We start from the raw sequence: 11846 nt of genomic DNA, 5'->3' as shown, positions 1-11846 counted from the left end.
ATAGTGAAAACAGAAAACAATGTGATTAAAATTCAATCCCCTCAATTTCTGCAATAGTATGAATGTCTTTGTCACCACGCCCCGAAAGGTTAACAATAATATTTTTATCTTTGCCAAGCTCTTTAGCAAGTTTGATGGTGTATGCTATTGCATGAGAAGACTCTAATGCCGGCAAAATGCCTTCAACTTTGGTAAGCATATGGAAAGCATCAAGTGCTTCTTTGTCAGTAATGGCCACATATTGAGCACGACCCGAGTCTTTTAAGTAAGCGTGTTCTGGTCCAACACCAGGATAATCCAAGCCTGCTGAGATTGAGTGTCCTTCAATGATTTGACCATTTTCATCTTCCATTAAGTAGGTGCGATTGCCGTGTAATACGCCAACACTACCCGCACAAAGCGGTGCAGCATGTGCAGTTGGCCCTTTTTCTATGCCGTGACCGGCTGCTTCAACGCCATAAATTTCAACCGACTTATCATCAATAAATGCATGAAACAAACCAATTGCATTTGAGCCACCACCTACACAAGCAATAAGCGCATCAGGCAAACCGCTAACTTGCTCGGCAAATTGTGCTTTGGCCTCGCGACCAATCACGCTTTGAAAGTCACGCACCATCATTGGGTAAGGGTGAGGGCCAGCCACAGTGCCAATAATATAAAAGGTGTTGTCAATGTTGGTTACCCAGTCACGCATCGCCTCATTCAGCGCATCTTTTAAAGTCTTAGAACCAGAAGTTACAGGCACAACTGTTGCACCCAGAAGCTTCATACGGTATACATTTAATGCCTGACGCGCCACATCAACTTCACCCATATAAACCACACATTCTAAACCTAAGCGCGCTGCAACCGTTGCTGTTGCCACACCATGCTGACCAGCGCCTGTCTCAGCAATGATGCGTGTTTTGCCCATGCGTTTTGCAAGTAGCGCCTGACCAATGGCATTATTGACCTTATGTGCGCCAGTGTGGTTAAGGTCTTCACGCTTGAGATAAATTTGCGCACCGCCTAATTTTTTGCTGAGATTTTGTGCGTGATAAAGTGGCGTAGCGCGACCAACATAATGTTTTAAATCATCTTCAAACTCAGCTAAAAAGTCTATGTTGTTTTTGTACTTTTCATAAGCTTCTTTTAATTCGGTAACCGCTGTCATTAAAGTTTCTGCAATAAAAACACCACCGTATTGTTCAAAATGCCCTTTGTCATCGGGCAAATTGTAGTTATTCATTTTTTATCCATGCATTGTTTTTATCTATTTTTATCACCTCTACTTCAGCCCCATCTAAGGCAGAAATATCACTGTCAACAACCTTAAAATAACTACCTTGATAGCTCAACATATTATTTTTTATAATGCCTTTTCCGTGTTGTTTAATAAAATCATTTGAAAAATTTTGACTTTTATTGACAAAACTTTTTAACGGCTTGTAAAAAATTAGAAATAAAATGACAGCAATGACAACAACCAAAGAAAGTTGTACCCAAATTGAAGGTAAAGGGAAAAAAAACTCAATAATGGCAACAACAAGAAAAGCAAGACCAAACCAAATAATAAAAAATGAATAAAGAATAATCTCTAAAAAGGTAAAGAAAATACCCAGTGAAAATAGCAGGGTTACCGACAAACTATCCATTATCCTTTTTTAAGATGTCTTTTAAAACACTTAAACTGCCAATGAGTTCCGTAGCCTCATAGGGCACTATAATTTTGTCTTTTGAGTTGCTAGATGCCAACAAACCAAACGCTTTAATTCTGTCTTTTGCAAGTAAGAATTCAGCCGAGTCTTGGTTTTTGGCAATCGCTTCGTTAATGATAGTGATTGCCTTTTTTTGCCCTTCAGCAATTTTTTCTTGTTCATATTTTTTTGCATCTGCCATTCTTTCAATGGCCTCTGCTTTCAAGAACTCACCTTGTTTAATAGCCTCCGCCTTACGAATAACTGCCTCTTTCTCTGCCATTGCGTTTAATTCTATTGAGCGTTTTTCACGCTCAGCTTTCATTTGCAGGTTCATCGCTTGTTCAATATCCTGTGGTACAGATATATCGCTAATCTCAACTCGAGTGACTAAAAGCCCCCAATTACTAGCGGCATCCGCTAACTCCGATTGTAATTTAGCGTTTAACCTTTCCCTATTGCTTAGAGTTTCATCAAGCAGCATTGAGCCAATTTCGCTTCGGATAGTAGTCATTGCTAAAGATGATATTGCTTTTTGGAAACTAACCACATTGTAAACTGACTCTTTTGCGTTTTGTACCTTGCAAAAAACCAAACCATCAACTGTGATATTAACATTGTCTTTGGTAATAACTGACTGACTTGGAATGTCAATAATGCGCTCTTGAATGCTAATTTTTTCGCGTATTGAGTCTAAAAACGGAACAATTATATGAAGACCTGCATTAAGTTCACGGCTAAATTTGCCCAACCTTTCTACCACATAAATATCACTTTGCGAGACAATTATAATTGTTTTTGCGATAAATAGTACGCCAACACCAATTAGAATTATCGCAAATATTACAATATCATTCATTTGTTTGTCTCCTTAATTTAAAAATCAATAGTGTAACAGAAACCGCTTAATTTTGTTAATATCTTTTACGCCTTTTGAACTTTCCACACCACTGGAGATATCCACTGCATAAAGATTAATTTGTTTAATGACATCAGTAATGGCATCTGAATTTAAACCATCTACTAAGATAATTGGTAGATCAAGTGCTACTTTTGCCAGACTCCAATCAAACACTCTAAACCTAAGCGAGCCGCAATTGTTGCTGTTGTCATGCCATGCTGACTAGCACCTGTTTCGGCAATAAAGACACACTGCCATATTGTCCAAAATACCCTTTGTCGTCTGCTGGGTTATAATTATTCGTATTTTGGAAATGGTTTTTTTAATAAGTTTAAGTAAGGCTTAAAGGCAAATAACCGATTGCGTTTATTTTTGGTTAGTTCTTCTAAAATTTCAACCCTAACCAAATCATCCACAATGTTTTTTGCTGTGGCACTAGAAACTTCTAGTTGCTCACGCACATCTTCAACCCTGATATAAGGCATTTGAAATAATTTTTCCAATAACTTTAAATTGTTGTTTGCTCGATTGCCTGTATTTCCCCTAATAGTTTGGGTTAAATTGGTCTTTAAATCAAGCGCCTCATTTAAAATTTCAATACTGTGTTCGGCAGTTTGTTCCACACCTTTGAGAAAAAATAACAACCAATCTAATAATTCATTATTCACTCTAACTTTCATTAATTTTTGATAATAACTGTTTTTATTGGTCTCAAAAAATGCTGACATATAAAGTAACGGCTTAGACAATAAATTGTTACTAACCAAATATAGGGGTATTAAAATCCTGCCAACCCTGCCATTGCCATCTAAAAATGGGTGAATGGTTTCAAATTGATAATGAATAATGGCAATTTTTATAATCTCTGGCACAGGGTGTTGGCTGTGTAAAAAATTTTCCAAGTCGCCTATTAATTCATTTACAAAATCATGGTGTGGCGGGATGAAATCAGCGGTATTAATATTATTTCCACCAATCCAATTTTGCGAAGTTCTGAATTCGCCAGGCATTTTCTCCACCCCCCCTGCCAGAGGATAGCAAAGTTTTGTGTATTTGTTTAATTAAGTGTGTGCTGATCGGTATTTCGTCTAATTTATTAATAGCCTCCTTTATGGCGTCAATATAAAGTTTAACTTCTAGCCAATCGTCTTTTTGTTCTATTTTAATATCACTTTCTTTTTTGAATAAATCTTCAATCTCAGTTTGCGTGCCTTCAATTTTGCTTGACTGTGTTGCTTCGTTATTAATAAAACTCATGATAAATAAGTCAATATTTGGCACCATTCTTGCCATTGCATTGAGCTCGCCTAGTAGTCTTGTTGATTTTTCTAATTGAACTTGTAAATTACCACTATCTATCTCAAAACTATGGTTAATAGACTCAGGTAAAAAGTATTGATAATCATAAGCATGAATAGACTGAAATTTACCCGCTTGAAATTGAGATATTTTCATGGCACATTCCTGATAAGTTTTATATTTTACTTTTTTACCATAAAGTGAAATAATAAAACCCATATTTTACTTTTTCGCCATAAAGTGAAATAAGATAATTATTTGATATTGGCAATAAATTGTTTTATTTTATCAATATCTTTGACGCCTTTTGCACTTTCCACACCGCTGGAGATATCTAGCGCATAAGGATTAATTTGTTTAACAGCGTCAGCAACGGTATCTGAATTTAAACCACCTGCCAAGATAATCGGCAGATCAAGTGCTACTTTTGCCAAGCTCCAGTCAAATGCCTCGCCTGTGCCACCATAAGTGTTTTCATTAAAGGCATCTAACAACAAGCCACAAGATAGGCGATAATCATCCGCCATTTTGATAAGGTCGGTGTTTTGATGAACGCGCAGAGCCTTAATAAACGGCATGGCGTATTGGCTACACTCTATAGGTGCCTCATCGCCGTGGAATTGCAAAGTATCAAGAGGCACTTCGCATAACACTTCGTCAATAAAACTAGAATCTGCATTCACAAACAAACCCACGCGATTAATAAATGGCGGTAAGGCGTTGACAATTTCCAAAGCAGCCCCTACCTCAACATAGCGTGGTGATTTGTCATAAAACACTAGGCCAACAGCGTCTATACCAAGAAGTGAGGCCTCTCGTGCATTATCAGCTTGGGTAAATCCACAAATTTTAATTTTTGGACACATCAAGTTTCATTGTCTAATTTGGCTTTAATTTTATCTCTATCAATCCACCATTTGTCATCAACCAATTGGTCAACTGCCCCTGAGAGTTTTTTTAAAAATACTTCTGGCTCGTCCAACTTTAATGTTTTGCGCCATAAGTCAAAAGTTGATTGGTCTGTTATGTGTGAATGCTTGTCTGCAACGCTTGCTAACATTTGTGAAGTAAAAAAAGTCAATTCATCATCTGCGCCACATCGCACTGAAGTAATATAATGCGCCGCAGCTGCAGCTACTGCTCGTGTGTCTGCCTCTTCGGGAGATTCTTCCACCAAATGTTGCAACATTGCCACGGTAATCTCTGGGTCAATTGGGAATGTTACACCTAACCACAGTGCATGTCCTAGCGCCACTAAGGCATCAGGGCCTTCGGATAAAAACATCACATCACACGCTTCAACCGCCAACTCCCACAATTCATCTTGCTGTGCAAGATTAAAGGCAGTAAATGCCTTTTCCCAAGCATCTGCACCCTTATAGCGCTCAACTTGAATGCGACCAATCTCTAATAGACTTGTAATTCTTTCTTCGATTGGCGCGCCTTCACTTAGTCCAGCCAGTTGACCTTCAAAATATTCTAAGCGTGCTTGTAACTGCTCTTCGTTAGCATAAACATCTTCCCCATCATCGCCATCAAAAATATCTTGCTCTTTATTTAAATATTTAAAGCCCATCCGTTACCTCCTAGTAAAAAGCCGCCTCTAAACGATCTTCCCAATTTTCAGGCGTATCGCCATAATCAGGCTTCACATCCATCTGAAAAAACCGCTCATCCGACTCTCGAGCTATGCTCTTCAACACCACAACCAAATCCTCAAAAGATTCTATCTCTGGATTCGCAATCATCACTTCACTTATTAATAACATTGTTTTTAATTGTAACAAAATTGACTATTTTACGCTACGAAGACCGTTAAATATACAGAGCGTGATTTAGAAAGTTTACCCCTGCTACTGTTTTGAAAAATTGTAGCACTTAGTTTTTTGCTATACGCACAGCTCGTATTGACGCCTAGCTGCATTTATTTGAATCAATTGATCGGGCGCAAGATTAACCGCTTAGTGGCTTTGGATTTATAACAACGAACGACCGCATTTTGCACTGGGTGGAGTGTCACCCAGGATAAGGTTTAAAGAAAGCGCCAATTGGGCAAAAATTGGATTTTTCCAATCGCCCCTATTTCCCCGCAAGGGAGGCTACGCACTGCAAAGGTCTCTATCCCTTGGCTTTTAATTTCAGTTTTATTTGATAAAAGTGAAAGGTGACACTTTACATTTTGTGTTTTATCAGTATAATGCTGATAATTTCTTAAAAAAGTAAATATTATGCTAAAAATGAATGAACTGGTAAAGTTAAGCGGAGAAAGTAAATCGACACTTATTTATTATTTAAATGATGGTTTGTTACCCCAACCACAAAGACCCAAGCCCAATGTTGCTTTGTATGATGAAAAATGCCTAGAGATTATTAAGTTTATTCGTTATTTGCAAAACTCTCTTTATTATTCTATTAGCCAAATCAAAGAAATTCTCACTGACAGCACTATTGATTTTGATGATAGCATCGATATGATTATTAATTCGCTAGAGGTTGTTTCAGTGGGTAATAAAGAGTTTTCTATTAAAGAGGTTTTGCAAAAAAGTAAAATTTCCTTACAAGAATTACAAGAATTGCAAACATTACAACTAATCAGAGTTGATGATTTTTATTCTCAAAAAGATATTGAAATAATTGATATTCTCATAAAAAGCGAACAAGCGCTAGAATTGCTAAAGCATTATGTTAAAAACGCTAAAGAATTGGCAAAACTTGAGAATCAAATTGGTGTAGAAATATTACAAGAGCAACACAAAAGCAACAATACCCACCAAATAATTTTTGACATAGTGCTAAAAGTCAAGCCTTATATTTTTAGTCATCACACTTTATTAGAAAATAAACGCATTCATAATGGAGGTAAACTGTGAAAAACCTTTATAGAATTAGTGGCTTTTTAACTTACTTTTTAATCGTATTTCTTAATGCTTTTGTTGATTTAGGACACAAGATTGTTTTACAAAATACTGTTTTTAAAACCTATGATGGTACAGAATTAATGGTTTTAACTGCCATTATTAATGCCTTAATTTTATTACCTTTTGTATTTTTGTTTTCGCCATCAGGTTTTATTAGTGACAAATATTGTAAAACTAAGATAGTGCGAGTTTCCTCATTTATTGCTATTATTATTACCTCTTTAATCACATTGAGCTATTATTTAGGCTATTTTGAGATGGCATTTGTTGCCACATTGTTGCTCGCTGCCCAAAGCGCTTTTTATTCCCCGGCCAAATACGGGCTAATTAAGGAAATGTTTGGTACTGGTAATGTTGTTAAGGCCAATTCCATCACTCAGGCTATTACCATTATTGCAATTTTATTAGGCGCTGTTATTTATTCTATTTTCTTTGAAAGCCTCTTAATAGGCGATGTTAATAATAAGGATGAAATACTAAAAATGGTTGCTCCAATTGGCTTTGTGTTAATTATTTCAAGCGTATTTGAGTTTTTGTTGTCTCTTAAATTACCAATAACCAATGCTAAAAAAATCACTGATAATTTTGCAATAAAAAAATACTTAACCGGCGGTTATTTTAAGTGCAATAACAGCATAATCAAAAGCAACAGAGTTATTTGGCATAGTATCATTGGGCTGAGTATTTTTTGGGCAATTTCACAAATTGTTGTTGCTGTCTTTGGCGCGTTTTTAAAATCATCTGCTGGCGTAGAAAATACTGTAATTGCCCAGTCTTTATTAGCAGTTGGCGGTCTTGGTATTGTTGTTGGTTCAATGATTGCCAACAAGGTTTCTAAAAACTATATTGAATTAGGTATTGTGCCTTTAGGGAGTCTTGGTGTTGCAATAACTTTATTTATTATTCCTACTTTGCAAAATGTTAATATTATTGCTGTGGTATTTTTTATTTACGGCCTTTGTGCTGGTCTTGTATTGGTGCCACTTAATGCATTAATTCAGTTAAGCGCACCAGGTTCTAGTTTAGGTAGGATTTTAGCTGCCAATAATTTTTATCAAAATATCTTTATGCTTATTGCTTTAATTGCTACTGCATACCTTTCTTATTTACAATTTGATAGTGGTGATATATTGCTTCTTGCTGCAATTATCGCTACTATTGGAGCGCTTTGGACATTTATTAAATTACCACAATCTTTAATAATTTACATAGTGCGTTTTGCATTTAAGTTGCGTTACAAAATCAATGCTATAGGAGTAGAGAATGTTCCTACAAATAAGGGCACATTATTACTTGGAAACCATGTTTCCTACATTGATTGGGCAATTTTGCAAATAGTTTATCCACAACAAATTCGCTTTGTTATGGAAAAATCAATTTACAAAAAATGGTATCTTAAATGGTTTTTGGATTTTTTCAAAATAATTCCCATTTCATCATCTGGTAGCAAAAATTCCCTCAAAGAAGTGGCAAAAGCACTTAATGACGGTCATACAGTGGCACTTTTTCCAGAAGGAATGTTGACTAAAAATGGTGGAATGAATACTTTTTTAGCTGGTTATGAGCATATATTAAAAGAAGTTAAAGATTGTGTCATTGTGCCATTTTATTTGCACGGCTTGTGGGAAAGTAAATTTTCTAATGCGGCAGATAAAATTAAACAAAGTGGCCACAATATCTATGTTAAATTTGGCGCAGAACTGCCAACTAGCATCAAAGCTGTGCAATTAAAAAACATTGTTATTGATTTAAGTGTTGATGTTTGGCACAACTACATTAACCAGCAAAAAGATATTGCCAGTATGTGGATTGAGCAAATAAAGAAGAAAAATAATTTTTATGTAGCAGACTCTAATAGCATACTCCACAGGAATAAATTTTTAGCCGCCACACTATTAATGCGCAAATGGCTAAAAAATAAATTAGGAAACAATAATAATATAGCAGTAATACTGCCCTCAACAGTTGCTGGTGCTATATGTAATATGTCTTTATTTTGTTTGGCTAGAACAGTAGTTAATCTTAACTACACAACTGGAATACGGCCCTTGAAGTTGGCTATTAAAAAAGCTGAAATACAAACAATTATTACTAGCAAAAAATTTATTAAAAAATTACAAGACAAAGGGTTTGATTTAAGTGAAGTGCTTAACAATGGCAATATTATTTACTTAGAAGATATGCAAAAATTTGCACACAAGTTGCGAGCGATAGGTTATTTTTTACGAGCAGCACTCTACCCAGTATGGCTCTTAAAGTTATTGTTTATTACTAAAGTAAAAATTACAAAGACTGCTGTTATTTTATTTAGTAGTGGTAGTGAGGGCGATCCCAAAGGAATTATGTTAAGTCATAAAAACTTAATTGCCAATGTTAAACAAGTAAAAACAATGCTCAACCCAAGCTTAAACGATAAAATAATGGGAACACTGCCAAATTTTCATTCTTTTGGATTAACAGTTTGCACGCTGATACCACAACTTGAAGGCATTCCTGTTATTTACCACCCAGACCCAACAGATGGCTATGGTATTGGTAAATTAGTAGCCGAGCATAAGGCAACTATTTTGCTTGGCACTGCAACATTTTTTCGCCTATATTTGCGCAATAGAAAACTCCAGCCTTTAATGTTGGCGAGCATTAGACTTGTAGTTGCTGGCGCCGAAAAACTACCAAATAAAATACTTGACGATTTTAAACAAAAGTTTGGGTTAGACATTTATGAGGGCTATGGGACTACAGAAACTGCTCCTGTTGCAAGTAGTAATATTCCAAATGCACTATTGCCAAAATATTGGAAAATTCAACAAGGGCAAAAAACGGGCACTATTGGCAAACCATTAGTAGGTACAAGCATTATTATTACTGATCCCAATAGTTTTGAAGTATTAAAACAAGGCGATGCCGGGATGATTTTAATTTCAGGACCTCAAGTAATGCAAGGCTATTTGAATGACCCTATTCAAACAAACGAGGTAATAAAAATCATAAATAATAACAGGTATTACATCACTGGCGACAAAGGTAAGATTGATAAAGATGGCTTTGTTACTATTGTGGACAGATATTCTCGTTTTGCAAAAATTGGCGGCGAAATGATTAGCCTAGGAAGCTGTGAAGCGCAAATTAGTGCTTGTTTGGGTGATGAAATTGAAATAGCCGCTACCAACTTAACCGATGTTAAAAAAGGTGAAAAAATAGTATTGTTATTTACTGGAGATATGACAGAAGAGGATCTAAAACGAAAATTAATTGCCACACAAATTAACCCATTGTATTTGCCTAGTTCTTACCACAAGGTAGAAGTTTTGCCAAAATTAGGAGCAGGTAAAGCAGATTTTAAGGGCGTTAAAAAACTTGCACAACACTTGGAGGCGGGTGAATGACAAATACTCAAAAGCTAACAATCAAATTAATATTGTTAATTAGTTTTGTAATAATAGTCATAATGTTTTTACAAGATCCAATGCCACAAAGTGTCAAATATCATAGTTTTGTTGATGATAGAAGTATCTTTGGCGTTGTTAATTTTTACAATGTTATTTCTAATTTTCCTTTTTTATTGGTTGGAATTTACGCAATAATGTTATTGAAAAACAATAGGTTAAATATTAGTGACAACATAAAATATATGTATTACACTATGTTTTTTGGTGTCATTATGGTATTTTTTGGCTCTAGTTATTTTCATCTTGATGTTAGACATGAAACATTATTTTTGGATAGATTGCCAATGGTTATTGTTTTTATGGCGCTTTTCTCTATTGTAATTAGTGAGTTTATTAGTTTAAAAATTGGTAAAAAATTATTTATTCCATTAGTGGCATTAGGCTTGTTTACTATTATTTATTGGATTGTTGGTGAGGGTTATGGATCTGGGGATTTACGCGGGTATATTTTAGTGCAGTTTTTACCAATGTTGATTACGCCAATTATTTTGCTAAATTTTAAACGAAAATCAGCTAAAGCTTATTGGTATTTGCTATTATTTTATGTTTTTGCAAAATTATTTGAGCATTTTGACGGGCAAATATTTGGGTTATTTGGATTTATTAGTGGGCATTCAATTAAACATATTGTTGCAGCGCTTGGATTATTTATTTTCTTACTTGTGGAGAAAAAAGACTTAAAACATCATTGAGTACACTCATGAACAGTTGGTTGTTCATTTTGTTGGATATTTTGTATGATGGCAGGCTTCTGAATGCCAATCAATAATAGCTGCCATATAGACCATACCCCCTGCAATCTTGACATAGGTAATGTCGGTGCTCCATACATGGTTAGAATGACTGATATTAAGCCCTCGTAGCTTGTAACTGTATTTCTTGTGTGCTTTGATTGATATAGTTGTATTAACTTGTTTAACTGCTAATACTGCCTTTAAACCTAATTCTTGCCGATAGCGTGCTACGGTATTTAAACTCACCTTGTAGCCGTCTTCAAGTAATTGTTGATGGACTTTTTTCTCACCATAGATAGGTATTTTTTCAAACACCTTGGTGATGTGGTTTTTGATAGATTGCTTGGTGTTATTTAGTCGCCCCTTAAAAACCACCCCAAACAAACCAAAACCACCCATTTTTCCAACCATCCAAATCAACAAAACTGCTTTTTATCCAGCACCACAAAAAACCTTAGGTATTTTACAAAAAATAAGCCCAGTTTTTGCCAAAACAAAAAAATAGTGGCTATCACCAGCCATTTTCTCAAATTCCAAGCACAGGCAGCCATTAAAACATTAATCTCATCACCAACTTGCCCTTTGAGTAGGTTTCTAGAGAGTCTAAAATCTGATTTAAGATGTCCGATAATCGGCTCAATCGCTGCGCGTCTTTTACACAGTTTGCGCTTTTTGTCTTGTTGATAACGATTGTCTCGCTTAAGGGCTTTTTTAGGCAAAATGATGTTTGCACCGAGCACTACCTTTGCACCAACATAGCCTCGGTCGCATACCGCTTGTTTGATGGGTTTGTTTCTGTTGCTATTAGCATGGCTTATGGCAACATTTAAGGTTTTTGAGTCGTGAATATTTTTATCATGACTGGC

The 11846-nt window shown here is 35.6% G+C and carries 13 protein-coding genes and 3 pseudogenes; 3 read left to right on the top strand and 13 right to left on the bottom strand.

What is annotated here, in order from left to right; all coding sequences use genetic code 11:
• Positions 1–25: 25 nt before the first annotated feature.
• The 10 genes and pseudogenes from trpB to BHECKSOX2_RS00560 form a co-directional block, all read right to left on the bottom strand.
• Positions 26–1231 carry a tryptophan synthase subunit beta gene (trpB, locus tag BHECKSOX2_RS00595; protein ID WP_139682030.1) on the bottom strand — a complete coding sequence of 402 codons (1206 nt, stop codon included), beginning with the start codon at positions 1229–1231 and terminating at the stop codon, positions 26–28.
• A complete protein-coding gene (locus tag BHECKSOX2_RS00590) occupies positions 1224–1637 on the bottom strand; it encodes an NfeD family protein (protein ID WP_139682029.1) in 414 nt (137 codons plus the stop codon). Before BHECKSOX2_RS00590 ends, trpB begins: the two co-directional genes overlap by 8 nt.
• Positions 1630–2538 carry an SPFH domain-containing protein gene (locus BHECKSOX2_RS00585; RefSeq protein ID WP_139682028.1) on the bottom strand — a complete coding sequence of 303 codons (909 nt, stop codon included), beginning with the start codon at positions 2536–2538 and terminating at the stop codon, positions 1630–1632. Before BHECKSOX2_RS00585 ends, BHECKSOX2_RS00590 begins: the two co-directional genes overlap by 8 nt.
• 24 nt (positions 2539–2562) lie before the next feature.
• A complete protein-coding gene (trpF, locus tag BHECKSOX2_RS00580) occupies positions 2563–2754 on the bottom strand; it encodes a phosphoribosylanthranilate isomerase (protein WP_139682027.1) in 192 nt (63 codons plus the stop codon).
• Positions 2745–2822, bottom strand: a pseudogene (locus BHECKSOX2_RS10135) (hypothetical protein); the annotation flags it as partial. The gene trpF and the pseudogene BHECKSOX2_RS10135, both read right to left, overlap by 10 nt.
• A gap of 54 nt (positions 2823–2876) precedes the next feature.
• Positions 2877–3590, bottom strand: coding sequence for a Fic family protein (locus BHECKSOX2_RS10130; RefSeq protein ID WP_245391266.1), 714 nt, complete (start codon positions 3588–3590; stop codon positions 2877–2879).
• Positions 3544–4098: a Fic/DOC family N-terminal domain-containing protein gene (locus BHECKSOX2_RS10125; RefSeq protein WP_245391265.1), complete on the bottom strand. Its 555-nt coding sequence runs from the start codon at positions 4096–4098 to the stop codon at positions 3544–3546. The genes BHECKSOX2_RS10130 and BHECKSOX2_RS10125 overlap by 47 nt, the downstream gene beginning before the upstream one ends.
• Positions 4099–4133: 35 nt before the next feature.
• Positions 4134–4745 carry a phosphoribosylanthranilate isomerase gene (locus BHECKSOX2_RS00570; protein WP_139682026.1) on the bottom strand — a complete coding sequence of 204 codons (612 nt, stop codon included), beginning with the start codon at positions 4743–4745 and terminating at the stop codon, positions 4134–4136.
• A complete protein-coding gene (locus tag BHECKSOX2_RS00565; protein ID WP_139682025.1) occupies positions 4745–5455 on the bottom strand; it encodes a hypothetical protein in 711 nt (236 codons plus the stop codon). Before BHECKSOX2_RS00565 ends, BHECKSOX2_RS00570 begins: the two co-directional genes overlap by 1 nt.
• A 10-nt stretch (positions 5456–5465) precedes the next feature.
• Positions 5466–5666 (bottom strand): sulfur relay protein DsrC, encoded by a 201-nt coding sequence (locus BHECKSOX2_RS00560; protein ID WP_342589259.1) that lies wholly within the window; start codon positions 5664–5666, stop codon positions 5466–5468.
• A gap of 441 nt (positions 5667–6107) precedes the next feature.
• Here BHECKSOX2_RS00560 and BHECKSOX2_RS00555 point away from each other — a divergent pair, with 441 nt between their 5' ends.
• From BHECKSOX2_RS00555 to BHECKSOX2_RS00545, 3 genes are all read left to right on the top strand, one after another.
• The gene (locus tag BHECKSOX2_RS00555) at positions 6108–6749 is read left to right on the top strand and encodes a MerR family transcriptional regulator (RefSeq protein WP_139682024.1); all 642 of its coding nucleotides are present in this window, start codon (positions 6108–6110) and stop codon (positions 6747–6749) included.
• Positions 6746–10183: an acyl-[ACP]--phospholipid O-acyltransferase gene (locus BHECKSOX2_RS00550; protein WP_139682023.1), complete on the top strand. Its 3438-nt coding sequence runs from the start codon at positions 6746–6748 to the stop codon at positions 10181–10183. The genes BHECKSOX2_RS00555 and BHECKSOX2_RS00550 overlap by 4 nt, the downstream gene beginning before the upstream one ends.
• A gap of 62 nt (positions 10184–10245) precedes the next feature.
• Entirely contained in the window at positions 10246–10938 is a 693-nt protein-coding gene (locus BHECKSOX2_RS00545) for a ceramidase domain-containing protein (protein WP_180323590.1), read from the top strand.
• 57 nt (positions 10939–10995) lie between these two features.
• On the opposite strand, the pseudogene BHECKSOX2_RS10515 reads toward BHECKSOX2_RS00545, so the two are convergent.
• From BHECKSOX2_RS10515 to BHECKSOX2_RS00535, 3 genes and pseudogenes are all read right to left on the bottom strand, one after another.
• A pseudogene (locus BHECKSOX2_RS10515) lies at positions 10996–11133 on the bottom strand (IS3 family transposase); the annotation flags it as partial.
• A gap of 48 nt (positions 11134–11181) precedes the next feature.
• Positions 11182–11379 (bottom strand): annotated as a pseudogene (locus BHECKSOX2_RS10510) (IS3 family transposase); the annotation flags it as partial.
• Positions 11380–11396: 17 nt separating this feature from the next.
• On the bottom strand, positions 11397–11846 hold a 450-nt coding region (locus BHECKSOX2_RS00535), incomplete at its 5' end, for a transposase (protein ID WP_139682054.1).

The organism is thiotrophic endosymbiont of Bathymodiolus puteoserpentis (Logatchev) (assembly GCF_900127505.1).
Lineage (GTDB): Bacteria > Pseudomonadota > Gammaproteobacteria > PS1 > Pseudothioglobaceae > Thiodubiliella.
This window is presented reverse-complemented; position numbering and strand designations above follow the sequence as displayed.